Origin of the sequence: Perlucidibaca piscinae DSM 21586, assembly GCF_000420045.1 — a bacterium.
Taxonomy (GTDB): domain Bacteria; phylum Pseudomonadota; class Gammaproteobacteria; order Pseudomonadales; family Moraxellaceae; genus Perlucidibaca; species Perlucidibaca piscinae.
The window spans coordinates 87,180-105,287 of the sequence record NZ_ATUE01000007.1 but is presented as its reverse complement, the minus strand read 5'-3'; the positions used below and the strand labels follow the sequence as shown (position 1 = coordinate 105,287).

Annotated in this window: 17 protein-coding genes and 1 tRNA gene; 5 read left to right on the top strand and 13 right to left on the bottom strand. The window is 65.8% G+C overall.

The window, feature by feature from the left end:
* Positions 1-8: 8 nt before the first annotated feature.
* From F595_RS0107950 to F595_RS0107925, 6 genes are all read right to left on the bottom strand, one after another.
* Positions 9-1,631, bottom strand: a complete 1,623-nt coding sequence (locus F595_RS0107950) for a glycerol-3-phosphate dehydrogenase/oxidase (RefSeq protein ID WP_022956339.1) — start codon at positions 1,629-1,631, stop codon at positions 9-11.
* Between the two features lie 95 nt (positions 1,632-1,726).
* A complete protein-coding gene (murI, locus tag F595_RS0107945) occupies positions 1,727-2,548 on the bottom strand; it encodes a glutamate racemase (protein ID WP_022956338.1) in 822 nt (273 codons plus the stop codon).
* Between the two features lie 101 nt (positions 2,549-2,649).
* Positions 2,650-2,725 (bottom strand) — tRNA-Gly (locus tag F595_RS0107940).
* 114 nt (positions 2,726-2,839) lie between these two features.
* Positions 2,840-3,400 carry a CDP-diacylglycerol--glycerol-3-phosphate 3-phosphatidyltransferase gene (gene pgsA / locus F595_RS0107935; RefSeq protein WP_022956337.1) on the bottom strand — a complete coding sequence of 187 codons (561 nt, stop codon included), beginning with the start codon at positions 3,398-3,400 and terminating at the stop codon, positions 2,840-2,842.
* 43 nt (positions 3,401-3,443) lie between these two features.
* Positions 3,444-5,285, bottom strand: coding sequence for an excinuclease ABC subunit UvrC (uvrC, locus tag F595_RS0107930; protein WP_022956336.1), 1,842 nt, complete (start codon positions 5,283-5,285; stop codon positions 3,444-3,446).
* Positions 5,286-5,290: 5 nt separating this feature from the next.
* Positions 5,291-5,929, bottom strand: a complete 639-nt coding sequence (locus F595_RS0107925; RefSeq protein WP_022956335.1) for a response regulator — start codon at positions 5,927-5,929, stop codon at positions 5,291-5,293.
* 193 nt (positions 5,930-6,122) lie between these two features.
* On the opposite strand from F595_RS0107925, the gene F595_RS0107920 reads away from it, so the two are divergent.
* The gene (locus F595_RS0107920; RefSeq protein WP_022956334.1) at positions 6,123-7,064 is read left to right on the top strand and encodes a serine hydrolase; all 942 of its coding nucleotides are present in this window, start codon (positions 6,123-6,125) and stop codon (positions 7,062-7,064) included.
* On the opposite strand, the gene F595_RS14230 is transcribed toward F595_RS0107920, so the two are convergent.
* Together F595_RS14230 and recQ are read right to left on the bottom strand one after the other, a co-directional pair.
* Positions 7,052-7,813 (bottom strand): M48 family metallopeptidase, encoded by a 762-nt coding sequence (locus tag F595_RS14230; protein WP_022956333.1) that lies wholly within the window; start codon positions 7,811-7,813, stop codon positions 7,052-7,054. The two genes, F595_RS0107920 and F595_RS14230, sit on opposite strands and share 13 nt — an antisense overlap.
* A gap of 3 nt (positions 7,814-7,816) precedes the next feature.
* A complete protein-coding gene (recQ, locus tag F595_RS0107910; RefSeq protein ID WP_084682918.1) occupies positions 7,817-9,637 on the bottom strand; it encodes a DNA helicase RecQ in 1,821 nt (606 codons plus the stop codon).
* Between the two features lie 86 nt (positions 9,638-9,723).
* Here recQ and F595_RS0107905 point away from each other — a divergent pair, with 86 nt between their 5' ends.
* Positions 9,724-10,290 (top strand): YecA/YgfB family protein, encoded by a 567-nt coding sequence (locus F595_RS0107905; RefSeq protein WP_022956331.1) that lies wholly within the window; start codon positions 9,724-9,726, stop codon positions 10,288-10,290.
* 42 nt (positions 10,291-10,332) lie between these two features.
* Here F595_RS0107905 and trhO read toward each other — a convergent pair whose 3' ends face one another.
* Together trhO and F595_RS0107895 are read right to left on the bottom strand one after the other, a co-directional pair.
* The gene (gene trhO / locus F595_RS0107900; protein WP_022956330.1) at positions 10,333-11,277 is read right to left on the bottom strand and encodes an oxygen-dependent tRNA uridine(34) hydroxylase TrhO; all 945 of its coding nucleotides are present in this window, start codon (positions 11,275-11,277) and stop codon (positions 10,333-10,335) included.
* Positions 11,270-11,599: a BolA family protein gene (locus F595_RS0107895; protein ID WP_228126949.1), complete on the bottom strand. Its 330-nt coding sequence runs from the start codon at positions 11,597-11,599 to the stop codon at positions 11,270-11,272. Before F595_RS0107895 ends, trhO begins: the two co-directional genes overlap by 8 nt.
* Positions 11,600-11,730: 131 nt before the next feature.
* On the opposite strand from F595_RS0107895, the gene F595_RS13390 reads away from it, so the two are divergent.
* On the top strand, positions 11,731-12,684 hold the full coding sequence (locus F595_RS13390; protein WP_022956328.1) for a fatty acid desaturase family protein: 954 nt from the start codon (positions 11,731-11,733) through the stop codon (positions 12,682-12,684).
* A gap of 36 nt (positions 12,685-12,720) precedes the next feature.
* On the opposite strand, the gene F595_RS0107885 is transcribed toward F595_RS13390, so the two are convergent.
* Entirely contained in the window at positions 12,721-14,133 is a 1,413-nt protein-coding gene (locus F595_RS0107885) for a sodium:solute symporter family protein (protein WP_022956327.1), read from the bottom strand.
* 47 nt (positions 14,134-14,180) lie between these two features.
* A complete protein-coding gene (locus F595_RS0107880; RefSeq protein WP_407635951.1) occupies positions 14,181-15,233 on the bottom strand; it encodes a 4-phosphoerythronate dehydrogenase in 1,053 nt (350 codons plus the stop codon).
* A 219-nt stretch (positions 15,234-15,452) separates the two neighbouring features.
* On the opposite strand from F595_RS0107880, the gene F595_RS14225 reads away from it, so the two are divergent.
* A complete protein-coding gene (locus F595_RS14225) occupies positions 15,453-16,313 on the top strand; it encodes an NUDIX hydrolase (RefSeq protein WP_022956325.1) in 861 nt (286 codons plus the stop codon).
* Positions 16,310-17,731, top strand: coding sequence for an MATE family efflux transporter (locus F595_RS13380; RefSeq protein WP_022956324.1), 1,422 nt, complete (start codon positions 16,310-16,312; stop codon positions 17,729-17,731). The genes F595_RS14225 and F595_RS13380 overlap by 4 nt, the downstream gene beginning before the upstream one ends.
* A gap of 120 nt (positions 17,732-17,851) precedes the next feature.
* Here the strand turns inward: F595_RS13380 and tusA are convergent, their stop codons facing one another.
* On the bottom strand, positions 17,852-18,106 hold the full coding sequence (tusA, locus tag F595_RS0107865; protein ID WP_022956323.1) for a sulfurtransferase TusA: 255 nt from the start codon (positions 18,104-18,106) through the stop codon (positions 17,852-17,854).
* Between the last annotated feature and the right edge of the window lie 2 nt (positions 18,107-18,108).

The window sequence follows — 18,108 nt, the reverse complement described above, 5'->3', positions numbered from 1 at the left end:
AGCCATTTTCAGGATGGCAATCCGTAGTTACGACGCCAGAGCGTGCGGAAACGTGCACGCTCGTCAGCGATTCTTTCACTGTCCCAGCCCAGCTCCTCGGCAAGTATGGCATCGAGTTCGGCAATCGTGTCCAGACCGCCCTCCGGCAGCAGCAGACCCAGTCGTACCCGGCGCAGCAGAAGGTCGTCAAGATGCACCACCTGCTCGTGACGACAGGCCCAGCGCAGCTCCGCCAGCCAGGTGCCGAGACCGGGATGCACGGGCCGCCACTCGGCAGGCGGCATTTGTGCCAGGAAGTCTGCCAGCAGACGCCCGTAACGTCCGCTCAGCCGCTCGCGGTCGGCCAGGGCGATCCGGGCAGGCCAGACCGGCTCAGGTACCGGCGCAAACACCAGGCCACCATCGTCACGGATATCACGTCCCAGGTGGCGAGCGGCGGCCTTGAGCGCATCCAGCGCAATCAGGCGGAAGGTGGTGAGCTTGCCGCCGGTCACCGTGATCAGGCCGTCATTGTCCCAGACGGCGTGGCTGCGGCGTTCCTTCGACGGATCGCTGCCATCGCCTGCGGCAATAATGGGGCGCACGCCGGACCAGGTGGCAATGACATCCTCGGCGCTGACCCTGGCCTGCGGAAAACGGGCATTGGCACCTGCCAGCAGGTAGTCGACCTCGTGCTGGTCCAGGACCGCCTCGACATTGAGATCGTCGCGATGATCCAGGTCGGTGGTACCGACAATGGTGCGTCCTTCCCAGGGGTAGATGAACATCACGCGCTGATCGACCGGATGGTGGCAGAGCAGCGCCTCCGTCACCGGCAAACGCTCGGCGGCGAACACCAGATGGCTGCCGCGCAGCGGACGTACCCGCACCTCGCTGACCAGCTGACCGCGCAGACGGTCGGCCCAGGCCCCCGTGGCATTGATGACGCAGGCAGCGGACACCTCGTGCAGCGCCCCGCCCTGCTCCGACAAGGGGTGCCGGCCATCGGCGCCGGGCAGTGCCGTCATGGCGTCAGCCACGTCACGCAGGCGCACGCCGGCAACGCGCTGGCCGTCGCGCAGAACCTCGACCGCCTGCACGTAATTGATGCGCACCAGGCCGTCGGCATCGGCCTCGTCCAGCACACGCAGCACCAGACGGGAGTCGTCCACCACGGCATCGGTGTACCGCGAGGCGCCCGTCAGATCGGTGGCGACATGACCGGGAAAGCGGGCCAGAAAACTGTCACTGCGGAAATAGCGGTAATCGCGGACCCGCGCCAGCAGGTCATAGACCGTGAGCAGGATCTGGAACAGCCAGCGCCCCGGGAAGCGCCGCCGGAAATGCGCGAAATGGTAGCCCATGCGACTGACCAGACCGGGCGCCTCGCGCAGCAGGCGCTCGCGCTCGCTGAGCGAGTGCCAGGTCAGCATGATGTCGCCTTGCGACAGGTAGCGGATGCCGCCATGAACCATCTTGGAGGAACGGCTGGAAGTGCCCCAGCTGTAGTCGGCCTGGTCGATGAGCAATGTCCTGAGACCCCGTCGCACCGCCTCGCGGGCCACGCCGGCACCCGTGATGCCACCGCCGATGACCACCACATCCCAGCGTGTGGCGCACACTGACGCCAGCATCGCTTCACGCGACTCCATGGTTTCCGTCTCCTGTCGGATGCAAAAGCAGACAACCAGTGTAGTCAGAAATCAGCGGGAGCCGGTATCACAAAAACCGACTGATGGTTCACGTGCTACCAGCGCACCTGCTCGACGTGCTTGAACTCGCGCCCGAGGAAACGGCTGCCGATGGTCTGGAAGCGCAGCGGAATGTCCGTCACCACATAGTCGTAGCGGGGCTCGCCACGCTGCGGGTTGTGCAGACCCATCTCGGCCAGCACCTGCGCGGTCTGTTCGGCGATGGTGATGGCCGAGTCCACCAGCTTGATGCCGGGGCCGGCAACGTCCTGCAGCAGCGGCTTGAGCAGCGGATAGTGCGTGCAGCCCAGAACCAGCGCATCAATCTGCTCGACGAACACCGGCTTCAGGTATTCACGCGCGGTCAGGCGGGTGACTTCATGATCCAGCCAGCCCTCCTCGACCAGGGGCACGAACAACGGGCAGGCCTGGGAATGCACGTGCACGCCCGGACTCAGGGCATGGATGCTGCGCGCATAGGCATTGGAGTTGATGGTGGTCGGCGTGCCGATGACGCCGATGCCCTTGCGACTGATGTCGACAGCGGCACGGGCACCGGCGTCGATGACATCCAGCACCGGCACGTTGGCACGCTGACGCACGGCCTCGCCAGCCACCGCCGCCATGGTGTTGCAGGCGATGATGAGCAGCTTGACGTCGCGCGCCATCAGGAAGTCGGCGATCTGGGTGGTGAAGCTCTGGATGGTGTCGACCGACTTCACGCCATAGGGCACGCGCGCGGTGTCACCGAAGTAGATGATGTCCTCGAACGGCAGCCGCTCCATGAGCGCACGCACCACGGTGAGACCGCCAATGCCGGAGTCGAAGACGCCGATGGGTGAACGCGCACTCGCGGAGCGGGATACCGTGACCGTCATACATCACCTGGACAACTGTTCTGGCCGCGAGAATAGCAAATGCCGTCGCCGCCAGAAACGAAAAACCCCTGAGCGGCGAGCCGTTCAGGGGTTCCGGAATCTGGAGCGGGAAACGAGACTCGAACTCGCGACCCCGACCTTGGCAAGGTCGTGCTCTACCAACTGAGCTATTCCCGCATCATCACCGAGGCATGCAATGCATCAGGACAGGCCGGCATTCTAGTGGCAGGGATTTTTCTGTCAATACGCGGCTGGCAGCAGTCTCGCCGACTGCCGAAAAAAAACGCAGCCTCAGTCAGCCTCGCGCAATTCAGGCCAGGCGGCGGAGAGATAGATGCACATGGACCACAGCGTCAGCACCACGGCCAGGTACATCAGACCCCAGCCCAGCAGATTGAGACGCGCATCATCAAGCAGCAGCACCGTGATGGACACCATCTGTGCCGCCGTCTTCCACTTGCCGATGCTGCTGACCGCAACCTGGGCGCGCTTGCCGAGTTCGGCCATCCACTCGCGCAAGGCCGAAATGGTGATCTCGCGGGAAATGATGACAATGGCCGGAATCACGATCCAGACGTTGGCATGCCACTCCACCAGCAGGATCAGCGCTGCCGCCACCATGAGCTTGTCCGCCACCGGGTCGAGGAAGCGTCCGAAGGCGGAACCCTGGTTGAGGCTGCGCGCCAGATAGCCATCAAACCAGTCGGTGATCGCGGCCAAGGCGAAGATGAACGCCACGGTCTCGTGACGCCACGCGAAGTCCGTGTAGGCCAGCACCAGCATCACGGGAATCAGGGCGACTCGCGACACGGTGAGTATGTTCGGGATGTTCCAGAGTGAACGGGTGGCCAACACCTTCTCCTGATCGGCTGCTGCAGCGACTATGCCCGCAAGCCTAGTGACTGTGCAAGGCGGCGTGGATGACCTGCGCCAGCGCCGGACTGATGCCTGGCACCGTGGCCAGATCACGGGCACTGGCACGACGCACCTCCTGCAGGCCGCCGAAGTGCTGGATCAGCGCGCGCCTGCGCGCCGGCCCCACGCCTGGAATGCTTTCCAGCGAGGACTGCGTGCGCGCCTTCTGCCGGCGTTCGCGATGGCCGGTGATGGCGAAGCGGTGGGCCTCGTCACGGATGTGCTGGATGAGATGCAGGGCCGGCGAGTCAGCGCCCAGCTCCAGCGCTTCGCCGTCGGGGAAGTGCAGGGTCTCGAGACCGGGCTTGCGGCCCTCCCCCTTGGCGATGCCGATCAGCTGCACGCCACTGACCGCCAGTTCGTCGAGCACGCGCACCGCCTGTGCCAGCTGGCCCTTGCCGCCGTCGATGAACAGGATGTCAGGCAGACTGCCCTCGCCCTGGACCAGACGACTGTAGCGCCGCGTCAGTGCCTGGTGCATGGCGGCGTAGTCATCACCGGGCGTGATGCCCTCGATGTTGAAGCGCCGGTAGTCGCTCTTGCGCGGCCCCTGGCCATCGAACACCACGCAGGACGCCACCGTGGCCTCGCCCTGGGTATGGCTGATGTCGAAGCACTCCATGCGCGTGACGGGATCGTCCCGACCCAGCACCGACTGCAGCTCGGCGTAGCGCCGGGCAATCTGGCTGCGGTCCGCCAGGCTGGCGCCCAGCGCCGCCTCCGCGTTGCGTTGCGCCATCTCCAGCCAGGCCGCGCGCACGTCACGCACACGTGACTTGATCTCGACCTCACGCCCGTAGTGCTGACGCAGCGCGGCGGCAAGCACCTCGGCATCGGCCAGCTCCACCGGCAGGATGATCTCGCGCGGCAGATCGCGGCCGGATTCGGCCTGCAGGTAATACGACGGCAGAAACTCGCCGAGGATGTCGGCCACGGCGGTCTCGCCGAACACCGGCGGCGCCCAGCCGCGGGTGCCGAGGACACGGCCGTCACGCACGTACAGCACCTGCAGGGACACGCCACCGGGCTGGGCGGCCACGCCGAACACGTCCGCCGAGCCGATGTCACGATGCACGAACTGCTGCTCCTGGACACGCCGCAGGGCAGCGAGCTGATCCCGGCAGACCGCCGCGGTCTCGAAGTCCAGGCTCTCGGCAGCCATGTTCATGCGCGCAATGAGGTTGTCAGTGACCTCCTCGTTGCGGCCCTCGAGAAACAGACGGGTGTTGTCGACATCGCGCCGGTAGTCCTCGGCGGACACGTAACCGACACAGGGCGCGCGGCAGCGCTTGATCTGGTACTGCAGGCAGGGGCGCTGACGGTTGCGGAAGGTGTTGTCGTCGCACTGGCGCACCATGAACAGCTTCTGCAGCAGATGCAGACTTTCGCGCACCGCCCCGGAGCCGGGGAAGGGTCCGAAGTAGCGACCGGGCTGGCTGCGCGGCCCGCGGTGGAAACCGAGCCGTGGCCAGGCCTCGCCTTCTGACAGGAACACGTAGGGGTAGCTTTTGTCGTCACGCAGCAGGATGTTGTAGGGCGGCTTGAGCGCCTTGATCAGGGTCTGCTCGAGCAGCAGGGCCTCGGTTTCCGAACCGGTGAGGGTGATCTCGATGTCATGGATGCGCGCCACCAGGGCACGCGTCTTGGGGCTGTCGACCTGCTTGAGGAAATACGACGACACCCGCTGCTTGAGACCGCGGGCCTTGCCCACGTAAAGCACGCTGCCATCCTCGGCCAGCATGCGGTAGACGCCGGGGCTGCCGGGCAGGGTTCTCAGCCTGTCCCGGATGCGCTGCAGCCGGGACTCGTCCGCATCCGCCATCGGCTTCAGGTCATCACGCCGTGCTGCATGGCCAGCCGGGTCAACGCGATGTCGTTGTCGACACCCAGCTTCTGCAGCAGACGGGAGCGGTAGGTGCTGACGGTCTTGGGGCTGAGGAAAAGCTGGTCGGCGATGTCCTGGATGCGCTTGCCGGCGATGAGGCTGAGCAGCACCTGCATCTCGCGCTCGGAAAGCTGCCGGAACGGATTCACGTCCGGGTCCGGAGCATGCTGCTGCAACACCAGCTGCTGGGCCAGTGCCGGACTGATGTAGCGCTGCCCGCTGGCGGCACGACGTATCGCCAGCACCAGGTCATCGAGCTCGGCGCCCTTGGTCAGGTAGCCGGCCACGCCGGCCTGCAGCAGCCGGCTGGGCAGGGGGCCGTCCTCGGTGACCGACAGGATGACGATGCGCAGCTCCGGCCACTGCCTGATCAGGCGCAGGCTGGCCTCCATGCCACCCATGCCCGGCATGTTCAGGTCCATGAGCAGGACGTGCGGCTGCTGCTCGCGCACCAGCTGCAGGGCCTCTTCCCCGCTGCAACCGGTGGCCACGACCTGGATGCCGGGGACGTCTGCCAGCATGCGCGACAGACTGAGCCGGATCAGGTTGTGGTCATCAACAATGGCGACACGTATGGACACAATCGGACTCGCAAAAACGTGGCAACAGACTGTAAAGGCTGAAGGGATTATGCTACAAAAAGCTGGGATGATGCATCCAGCCTCTGCCACCTTCCTGCTGCACGCCGGAGCCTCCCGATCAAGCCGCGCCGTATGGGTTTTCAACTCCCTTCATCTGCGCCGCGGATATCCTTGACCTGACGGAATTACACACATGACGACGCGTTTCCGTGCCCCAGCGCACTTCCTGCTGGCCTTCCTGCTTTCCGCCATCTCCGCCTGGCTGGTTTCCACGCCCGCCCAGGCCCAGACGCCCGCCGCCCAGAAGCCGGTCCAGCTCAGTGCTGCCGAAATCGCCGCCGAGCAGCGTCGTCGCAAGCCGGCCGACATCCGCAACAGCCTGGCCATGCCGCTCGCCATCGAGTCGCGTGCCGCCCTGATCGCCAATGCCCGCACCGGTGAAACGCTGTACGGCAAGAACATGCATCAGCACATGCCGATTGCCTCGATCACCAAGCTGATGACCGCGATGGTGGTGCTCGACTCGGGTGCCGACCTGAATGATCCGATCACCATCACCAACGAGGATGTCGATCACCTGCGCAACACCACCTCGCGTCTGAGCGTGGGCACCACCCTCACCCGTGCCGACATGCTGCTGCTGGCCCTGATGGCGTCCGAGAACCGCGCGGCCTCGGCACTCGCCCGCACCTACCCGGGCGGGCTGCAGGCTGCCATCACGGCCATGAACCGCAAGGCACGCCAGCTCGGCATGCACGACTCACGCTTCCGGGACGGCAGCGGCCTGAATGGTGACAACCAGTCGACACCGGCCGATCTGGTGAAGATGGTGCAAGCCGCCTACCGCTACCCGGACATCCGCGCCTTCTCGACCATGCCCGAATACCAGGTGCACGGCAAAGGCGGTCAGCTGCTGCAGTACCGCAACACCAACAGCCTGGTGAAGAAGCCGGAATGGGACATCGGCGTGTCCAAGACCGGTTTCATCAATGAAGCCGGCCGTTGCCTGGTGATGATGGCCAACATCAACAACACGCCCACGGTGATCGTGCTGCTGGACTCCTTCGGCAAGTACACCCGCATCGGTGACGCCAACCGCGTCAAGAAGTGGCTGGAGCTGGCTTACCGCAGCTGAGCGCGCAGCCGCTCCGCCCAGACCTTCATCTCCTGCTGACAGGCCTTCCAGCCTGGATAGACACGGTCCTGCCATTGCTTGAAGGCAGGACTGTGGTTGAACTCGCGCAAGTGGCACAACTCGTGGCAGATGACGTAGTCGATGCAGTGCTCGGGTACTGACAGCAGCTGGGTGTTGAGCGTGATCCTGCCCGACCGCGAACAGCTGCCCCAACGTGAGCGCATGCTGCGCAGCGTCAGGCCCGCTGGCTGCCAGTCCGGCCCCAGGCGCAGGCACTGGCTGTGCAGGCGGCGCGGCAGCTCATGCGCGGCCTGCTCACCCTGCCAGCGCTGCAGCGCTTTCAGCAATCGCTCCGGCTGGCGCCAGAGCGACGGTGCCACCACCATGGCCTGCGCCTCGGCATCCAGCCACAGCAGGGAGCGAGACCTGCCACGACCTGTCTCTGCAGACCGCTCAGAGGCTGCCAGGCCACCCGGCGCCTCGCCTGGCCCGGCTTCGCGCACGCTCAGGGCCTGCCCGAGATGCCACCAGCCACGGCCCTCGCCCCAGGCTGGCGGAGCCGGCTCGGGACGACGCGACGCAATGGCCTCCAGATGCCGGCGAATCCAGTCCTGACGCTCGTGCAGAAACGCGTCGATGTCGCGCTGCGGCAACCGCAACGGCGCCCTGACCTGCACCAGACCGTCCTGGCGAATCTGGATGGCCAGGGTCTTGCGGGCACTGCGCACCAGGTCGTAGGGAATGCTCATGGCTCAGGCCAGCGCGTCCACATGCTCGCGAATGACCGCCAGGAACGCCTCGCCGTAGCGCGACAGCTTGCTGTCGCCGATGCCGCCGATCTGGCGCATCTCCTGCAGGCTGAGCGGCATGTGCTCGACCATGGCCAGCAGCGTGCTGTCGTGGAAGATGACGTAGGGCGGCACCCCCTGCGCCTCGGCCAGCGCTCTGCGGCAGGCGCGCAGCGCCAGCCACAGCGGCTGGTCGGCACTGTCGACAGCGACTGCCGCCTTGCTGCGGCCACGTGCCTGGCGCTGGGCCGTGAGCGTGTCGCGATCCTGCCGCAGGGTCAGACTCACCTCGCCCTTGAGCAGGCTGCGGCAGGAGGGATCCAGACGCAAGGTACCGAAGCCGTCGCCATCGACCTGCAGCAGCCCTTTGGCGAGCAGCTGCCGGAACACGCTGCGCCAGCTCTTCAGGGCCAGTGACTGGCCCTGACCGAACAGCGGCAGCTGGTCATGCTGATTGGCCGCGACCCGCTCCGAGCGCTTGCCGGTCAGCACCTCGACCACGTACTCGACGCCATAGCGCTGCCCGGTGCGATACACCGCCGACAGCGCCAGCCGCGACGGCTCGGTGGCGTCCCAGGTGGCGACCGGCTCGCTGCAGGTGTCGCAGTAGCCGCAGGGCTGCGGCAGGTGCTCGTCGAAATAGCGCAGCAGCAGCTGGCGCCGGCAGTCGGTGGTCTCGCAAAGCTGCAGCATCGCGTCGATGCGTCGGCGCTCGTGCCGCTTGTGCTCCTCGCTGCCCTCGGACTGCATCAGCATCTGCTGGTGCTTGATGACATCCTGCAGACCGTAGAACAGACAGACCGTCGAAGGCAGGCCATCGCGGCCGGCACGTCCGGTTTCCTGGTAATAGGCCTCCAGACTCTTGGGCAGGTCGAGGTGGGCGACAAAGCGCACGTTGGGCTTGTCGATGCCCATGCCGAACGCGATGGTGGCGACGACAATGATGCCCTCTTCACGCAGGAAGCGGGTCTGGTTGGCCTCGCGTACCTGGGCCGGCAAACCGGCATGGTAGGGCAAGGCCGGAAAACCCTGGGCCTGCAAGGCAGCCGCGACTTTCTCGACCTTGGCCCGTGACAGGCAGTAGACCACGCCGGCATCGCCGGGATGCTCGCGACGTATGAAGTCGGTGAGCTGCTCCATGGCATTCAGGCGCGGCAGGATGCGGTAGAACAGGTTGGGGCGATCGAAGCTGCTGAGAAACACCGGGGCCGACTCAAGACGGAGCAGCCGGATGATGTCCGCCCGGGTGCGCAGGTCGGCAGTCGCAGTCAGGGCCAGACGCGGCACCTGCGGGAACTGCTCGGCCAGCACGGCAAGGCCGAGGTAGTCGGCGCGGAAGTCGTGCCCCCATTGCGAGACGCAGTGCGCCTCGTCGATGGCGAACAGGGATATCGGCACGCGCTGCAGCAGATCCAGCGTGCGCGCGGTGACCAGACGCTCCGGAGCCATGTAGAGCAGGTCGAGACGTCCGTCGAGCAGCTGCGACTCGATGGCACGCGCCTCGTGCGCGTCCAGGCTGCTGCTCAGGTAGGCGGCACGCACGCCCAGCTGCAGCAGCGTGGCGACCTGGTCCTGCATCAGGGAGATCAGCGGCGAGATGACGATGGCGGTACCCGGCCGCATCAGTGCCGGCACCTGGTAGCACAGCGACTTGCCGCCGCCGGTGGGCATCAGCACCAGCGCATCCTGACCGGAGGCGATGGTGGCCACCACCTCGGCCTGACGCCCCCGGAAGACGTCGTAGCCCCAGACGCGACGCAGCACCTCCTCTGCCTGCCTCATGATTGCCGCATTGTCAGGCATATGCCCGGTCACCCCTGTCGCTGCCACTCCCCGCCCCCTACAATCCAGCTTTACCGCCGGAGAATGTCATGCACGAACAATACGCCCTGCCAGCCCAGACCCTGGACGCCCTGGAGGAGTTCCTCGACAGCGACGCCAACAGCCACGGTCTGGATTTCCATGGCGCGCACGGCTTTCTCACCGCCATCACCATCGGCCCCCGCGGTCAGCTCGATGGCGAGGCCCTGGCCTGCTTCTTCGAAGACGAAGCCGCCAGCGAGGATGCGGCCCGCACGGCCGAGATCCACGCCCAGCTGCAGGCCTGGCAGAAGAGCATTCATGCCGTGCTCTACCACGGTGCCCGACTCGAGCTGCCCTGCCCGCTGCTGTCGGACATCAACCAGCCCAATGAACTCACCGACTGGTGCATCGGCTTCATGGAAGGCCTGTTCCTGGACGAGGACCGCTGGTATGGCGAACACGAGGATGATATCGCGGATCTGACCCTGCCCATGGTGGTCATTTCAGACCTCATCGACGATCCGGACCTGCAGATCCTGCGTCGCGACCGCAAGCTGCTCAAGGAAATGACCCTGCAGATCCCCGAGCTGATCACCGAGATCTACCTGCTGTTCCACGCACCGAGCAACGTCTGAGCGGAATCGGTCACCGGCGTGCCGCAGGCGCGCCGGCGTCAGTCACTCGCCACGGCCACGACGCGCCCGCTCTGCCGCCAGCCCGTGCTGCAGACGGCGCTCGGCGAAGCGGGCACGCTGCTCGTCGGTCAGGCTGTCATGGCAGGCCGGGCAGCTGATGCCCTCCTCGTAGTGCTCCGAGGCCATGTCTTCCGGCGTGACCGGACGACGACAGCCGTAGCACATGGCCGATGCGCCGACCTTGAGCCCGTGTGTCACGCCGACGCGCTCGTCGAACACGAAACATTCGCCGCGCCACAGGCTCTCGCCTTCGGGCACCTCTTCCAGGTATTTCAGGATGCCACCCTTGAGGTGATAGACCGTCTCGAAGCCCTGCTGACGCATGTAGCTCGACGCCTTTTCGCAGCGGATGCCGCCAGTGCAGAACATGGCCACCTTGCGGTGCCGCTGCGGATCCAGCCGGGTCGCGACATAGTCGGGAAACTCGCGGAACGTGCGCGTGCCAGGGTCAACGGCGCCCTCGAAACTGCCGATGGCGATCTCGTAATCGTTGCGCGTGTCGATCACCACGACCTCGGGATCACTGATCAGGGCATTCCAGTCCTGCGGATCCACGTAGGTACCAACCACGGCCGTCGGGTCCACGAAGGGCACGCCCAGGGTGACGATCTCCTTCTTGAGCTTGATCTTGAGACGCACGAAGGGATGACTGTCGGCAAACGACTCCTTGTGCTCCAATGCCGCCAGGCGCGGATCAGCGCGCAGCCAGGCCAGCACCCGGTCAATGCCTTCGCGGCTGCCTGAAATGGTGCCGTTGATGCCTTCTCGAGCCAGCAGCAGCGTGCCGCGGATGCCCGCGCCTTCGCACAACGCCTTCAAGGGCGCTTGCAGATCGGCAAAATCATCGAGCCGCGCGAAGTGGTAGAGCGCGGCCACCACGACGGCGGGCGTTGCGTCGCCAGTGGCGGTGGCAACTGCTTCAGCCATGCTTGCTGCCTCCACGGCAGGCAGGACTGTCCGGCGCCTGGCCAACCCGGGCCCATTCGGCGGGCGTGTAGATGTGCAGCGCGAGGGCATGCAGGCCCTGCTGCATCTCCTCCTGCATCAGGGCGTAGACACGCTGGTGACGGGCCACGGCGCGCACGCCCTCAAACTTGGCAGACACCAGGGTGACCTTGTAATGGGTCTCGGTGCCCGGGCCGCCATGCTGATGGGACTCGTTCTCCACCGTCAGCAGCGACGGATCGAAATTGGCCTGCAGCAGATCCTGCAGACGCTGGGCACGTGCAGGCAAAGAGACATTGGTCACCACGGGCGACTCCTGGGCATCGATCAGATTTCAATTATAAGACGCTGACGACTTGCCTGCGCGGCTGATCGCGGTAAGATAGGACTGTTCATTACATTTATTTTCATTTGTTGATATCAAAGAGTAATTAAATGAGATACGTCCTGGACCCGGCGCTGCGCGCCGAACTGACCCGTAAATCCGACTGGCGTGGCGCCTGGGAAACCGCCAAGGACTGGCTGCTGATCAGTGCAGGCTTCGCGATCAGCGTGATCTGGCCGCATCCGCTGGCCTGGCTGGCATCACTGCTGCTGCTCGCCGCCGGACAGGCCGGACTGGCCATTCTGCAGCACGAGGCCTCGCACCGCTCGCTGTTCGCCAGTGCCCGCCTCAACGATCTGGTCGGCGACTGGCTGGCAGCCCAGCCGTTGCTGCAGAACATGGCGGGCTACCGTGCCTATCACATGACACACCACAGACTCGCCGGTACCGCCGACGATCCCGACCTGATCATGACGGAGCAGTATCCGGTCAGCCCGGCCAGCCTGCGCCGCAAGCTGCTGCGTGACGTCAGCGGCCTGACCGGCATCAAGTCGGTGATCGGCCTCATCGGCATGCAGATCGGCTACTGGCATTACGAGCTCACCGGTCGCGTGGTGCGTGCCGAGCCCAGGCCACAGGGCATCAGGGGATTTGCAGGCGCCTTCATGGCTCGCAAAAGCTGGATCGCCTGGCTGTGGCAAGCGATCTTCATCGGTGTGCTGACCGCACTGGGCCATCCAGAGGTTTACCTGCTCTGGCTGATCGCCTTCCTGTTCGTGCTGCCGGTGTGCATGCGCGTGCGCCAGATTGCCGATCACGCCGTGGTCGCCGACCCGCACAGCACGGATGCCCTGATGCACGCGCGCAGCAGCCGGGCGAGCTGGTGGGAACGCTGGCTGCTGGCACCGCACAACGAGCACTACCACCTCGAGCACCACCTGCTGCCCACCGCACCCTGCTGGAACCTGCCCAGACTGCATGAGGCATTGGCAAACGATGGCGTGATTCCGGCGCAGAACCAGGGTGGCAGCCTGGTCAGCGTGCTGAAGCAGGCGACGCGCTGACGCTGTTGCCGCGCCAGCCCGTCATTCACGAATCATTCAGGCCGGTGCGCGTTCCTTGGAACAGTACGAACCGACCAGCATGCCCAGGATGGCGGCGCCCAGACCGGCCAGCTGCGGCGGGCAGATGCCTTCGGGTGCGACGATCTCGAGACCGATCCAGACCGTGATGCCGGCAATCATGGAAGTCAGGGCGCCGGCACGGTTGGCGCGCGACCAGTAGATGCCGGCGACCAGCGGCACGAAGGCAGCACACAGCGTGACCTTGTAGGCGTTCTCGACCATTTCGAAGATGCTGGAGTCGGACTGCACGGCAAACCACATGATGAAGATGCCGAACACCAGCACCACCAGACGCAGGGTCCACAGGAACTGGTGATCGGTCTGCTGCGGCAGCAGCGGACGCAACAGGTTCTCGGTGAACACCGTGGATGGTGCCAGCAAGGTGCCGGACGCCGTGGACATGATGGCGGACAGCAGCGCACCGAAGAACAGCACCTGCATGATCAGCGGCAGGTCCTGCTGGATGAAGGTTGGCAGCACCTGCTGGCTGTCGACGGCCATGACCCGCTCCACCAGGGTCGGATCAATCACCACGGCGGCATAGGTGAGGAACAGCGGCACCATGCAGAACACCAGGTAGCCGACGCCACCCAGTACCGAACCGGCGACGGCGATGTTCTCGTTTTTCGACGAGTTCATGCGCTGGAACACGTCCTGCTGGGGAATGGAACCCAGCGCCAGCGTCACGAAGGCACCGACAAAGGCCAGGATGGCCGCCAGGTCCCAGCCAGGCCAGAAGCCGTCGAACTTGCCGGCAGCGCGAGCATGATCGATCACCACGTCAACGCCACCCGCCTTGCCGGCGACCACCCAGGCAATGATCAGCAGACTGATGATGATGATGATCATCTGCACGAAGCTGGTGATGGCCACGGACCACATGCCGCCGAACATGGTGTAGAAAATGACGATGGCCGCACCGATCATGATGCCCTGGTCATGGCTGATGCTGCCGCCGCTGAGGCTGGTGAACACCACGCCCAGCGCGATCATCTGCGCCGACACCCAGCCCAGGTAGGACAGCATGATGGCGGTGGAGGCGACGACCTCGGCCTCGCGCCCGAACTTCTGCCGGAAGAAGTCACCGATGGTCAGCATGTTGCGGCGATACAGCGCCCGGGCAAAGAACAGGCCGGCGAAGATCAGGCAGAAGGCGGCACCGATGGGGTCGGCCACGATGCCGCCGATGCCCTCCTCGAGAAAGGTCGGCGGTGCGCCCAGCACGGACTCCGAGCCGAACCAGGTCGCGAACATGGTGGCAGTGACGATGCTGAGCGGCAGGCTGCGGCCGGCAGACACGAAGTCACGGGAGTTGTGCACCCGCAAGCTGGCCAGCAGACCGACGGCGACAGACAGCACCAGATAGGCGATGACAAAGGTGTTGAGCATGACCGGATGCACCCCGTGTACGTGTCGGCGAAACGAAGAAGCGAATGCTAGCAGCTGAAGCCGAGAGCGATAAGCACGTCACGCAGCGGATCGTCCGGCGCCAGGGTCAATGTCCAGGACGTGAACTCGCGACGGGCGGCATAGTGCTTGCGCAAGGCGTCAAAGGCCTGGACGGGATCCGATGTCAGCACGGAGTCACGCAGGCGAACATCGTCCCCGACCAGGTCGATCACCTGCCCGAGCAGGAAGGCCAGTCGCCGGATCGAGGACATCCCGGCCGTGGCTGGCGGCAACAGGGGTGAGGCACCGTCGTGGCCAGGCAATGCCGCTGACAGGCTGGCACCGTCCGGCGCGGAGCGGCCCAGATGGGCAGCTGCAGCCTGCACCACCTGCCAGGTCCCACGCCACTTGCCCTCGACGCTGTGACCGGCGACATGCGGCGAGCCCAGCCTGACGTGCGCAACCAGCGCGGGAGACAGGCGCGGCTCCTCGGGCCAGACATCCAGCACGCACGGTCCGTTCTCATTCTCAAGCCAGTGCCGCAATGCCTCACCGGCGATGGCATCGCCGCGACCGGCATTGATCAGCCATGCCCCTGGTCGCAGACGGCGCAGGGCGGCGTCGTCGATCATCCGCCAGGTGGGGTGTGGCCCGCTGCGCGTCAGCGGCGTGTGCAGCGTGACGATGTCGGATGCTGCCAGCAGGTCAGGCAAGGCATGCAGGGTCACGTCGGGAAACCCGGGAAGCTCTCGAGCATGTGCCGGATCACAGGCAATCAGGCGCAGACCGAGCGGACGCATCAGGGTCGCCACCTGCTGGCCGACATGGCCGAATCCGACAATGCCCAGCGTGCGGCCATCCAGAGACCGGTCACGCTCCGCCGCCAGCTGCACAATCACTGCCAGTACCCACTCGGCGACGGCTCGGGCATTGCATCCCGGCGCCGAGGCCACGGTGATGCCATGAGCCGCGCAATACGGTAGATCAACGTGATCCGTGCCGATGGTCGCCGTCCCGACAAAACGCACGCGGCTGCCAGCGAGCAGGCTGGCATCGACCCGGGTCACGGAGCGCACCAGCAGCACGTCGGCATCCGCCACGTCCGTCGCCGAAAGCTGCCGGCCCGGCAAGCGCCGGATGCGCACCGGCAACGCCGGCATCAGCGCCTGCCAGCAGGCCTCGACCCCCGGCATGTTTTCATCCGCCACCACCTGCAACTCGTCTGATCGCATGTTCTGTCCCTGCCCCGTCCTGCTGCGAGTATGCCATCGGGGTTTGCTACACTGCCGACTTTCCTGACCAGCCCAGAGGACTCGCCCTTGCTGTCATCCCCCCTCGCCGACCGGGTCATCGCCTTCCTGCACAGCATGCCGCGCTTCGTGCCCGACAGCGAGTTGCGCCTGTGGCTGGACGGCCGCGCCCTGGGCTGGGTTCGTCCTGCGCTTGCCGAGGCGCTGCAGGCGCAGAGCCCGGAACGCATCCGGCTTGACGACAGCGGACTTCATGTCAATGCAGGCGATACCTGCGAGACACGCAGCCAGCATCTGCAGACCTGGATGATTGCGTTGCGGGATCAGGGCCTGCTGCTGAACTGGCGCGACGAGAACATGCTGCTGACCGTCACCGGCCAGCCCTACCTGGTCATGGAGCGTGCCGCCTTTCGCAGCCTGGGCCTGTGCACGCCTTCCGTGCACATGAACGGCTGGGTGGCGACGCCGGATGGTGTCGCGCTCTGGGTTGCCGAGCGCAGTCCGCACAAGTTCGTCGACCCGGGCAAGCTCGACAATCTGGTCGGTGGCGGCGTCAGCGCCGGCGAGTCACTGGCCACCGGGCTGGAGCGGGAGGCCTGGGAAGAGGCCGGCCTGCACTTCCGTCGCGTGCCCTCGCCTGCAAGCCGGCTGCACATCCATCGCCGCCTGGGCGAAGGTGTGCAGGAGGAATGGATTGCCGTCTTCGACCACTGGCTGCCAGCCCACTTCCTGCCCACCAACCAGGACGGTGAAGTGGCCGATGCCCGTCTGCTGCCCGTGGCACAGGCGCTGGCCATGGTGCTGGACGGCCATTTCACCTGGGATGCGGGCCTGGTCATTCTGGACGGCCTGCTGCGCCAGCGTCATTTCGGACCCGACGGCGTTCGTATCGAAGAAACCTTGCGCACACTCGGCTACCGGGGCCAATGAGCACGCCGCGCCCGGCCCTGGCCGAGCTGCGCCAGCTGCTCTGGCTCGCCGCCCCGATTTTCATCAGCCAGTTTTCGCAGGCTGCCTACGGCTTCATCGACACGGTGATGTCGGGCCAGGTGTCGGCACTGGATCTGGCGGCCGTCGCGGTGGGTTCCAGCATCTGGCTGCCGCTGTTCCTGCTCACCACCGGCACCTTGCTGGCCACCACCCCGCTCGTGGCGGAGGCCCATGGCGCCGAGCAGCCGGAGCGCATCCAGCAGATCACCCACCAGGCGCTCTGGCTGGCACTGCTGGTCGGCATCACCGGGTTGCTGCTGATACGTCATGCCTGGCCGCTGTTCGACTGGCTGGGCGTGGAGCCGGCCCTGCGCGACCTGACCCGGGCCTATCTGGAGGGCGTGTCCTGGGGCATGCCGGCGGTCGGTCTGTTCTTCGTGCTGCGCTGCTACTGCGAAGCCCAGGGCCGGCCGGTACCGGTGATGCTGATCAGCCTGCTCGGCCTGGGCCTGAACGTTGCCGCCAATGCGTTGTTCATCGAAGGCAGTGCCGCCTGGGGCCTGGACTGGGGCATCCCGGCCATGGGCGGACCTGGTTGCGGCTGGGGCACCGCCGTAGTGATGTGGGGCATGAGCCTGGTGCTGCTCGCCTACGTGCTGCTGGCGCCCGTGTTTGCGCCGGTGCGCCTGTTGCGCCGGCATCTGCGCCCGCACTGGCCGGAGATCCGCCACATTGCCGCCCTCGGCCTGCCCATCGGTCTGGCCATCTTTTTCGAGGTCAGCTCGTTCTCGCTGGTGGCGGTACTGATCAGCCCGTCCGGCGCCATCGTGGTGGCCGGTCACCAGGTCGCCCTGTCGGTGACCTCGATCATCTTCATGGTGCCGCTGAGCCTGGCCATTGCCCTCACCATACGTACCGGACAGCAGCTGGGCGCACGCGATCTGGCGGGCATCTTCCTGACCCGCCGTGTCGGTCTCACCACCACCACGCTGATCGCCTGCACCTCGGCCCTGCTGCTTTATGCCAGCCGGGACAGCATTGCCAGCTGGTTCAGCGAGGATCTGGCAGTACGTGCCCTGGCCGCACACCTGCTGCTGTTCGCGGTCGCCTACCAGATCTTCGATGCCCTGCAGGTTGGTGCGGCCGGCTGCCTGCGCGGCCTGCAGGACACCCGCAGCCCGATGCTGCTGACCCTGGTCGCCTACTGGGGCGTGGCCATCCCGTTCGGCATCGTCGCCGGCAGCACGGACTGGCTGGGCCAGGTCTGGGGGGCGTCAGGCTACTGGACGGGTCTGGTGCTGGGGCTGGGCGTGGCCTGCGTGCTGCTGAACTGGCAGCTGCACCGGCGCCTCAGGCGCATGACGGATGAGTGGGCAGATACCTTGGGCAACGGAGCGGATGGAGAGCTTGGATCGTAAGCCGGCTGTGATGGGGTGCAAGCGGGAAAACCGTGCGAGGCAGGGATGCCGAGCCGAGCCCCAGGGATGGGTTCACGCGTGTTTTCCAGCATGCACCCCATCACAGCGGGCAGACGCAGCTCAGCCGCCCTTCCTCAACCGGTAGTGATACTCCCCCGGCGCCCGCTCCTCGCCAGACAGCAGCTCATGCCCCAGGAACTGGCAGAACTTAGGAATGTCGCGCTGGGTCGAGGGATCGGTGGCCCAGACCACGAGCTCATCGCCAGCGGCGAGTTCGCGGACCTTCTTGTGCAGCATCATGACCGGCTCGGGACAGCGCAGGCCGCGCGCATCCAGCAAGGGCAGATCGGCAGGGGCAGCGGCAAACGTGGACATGC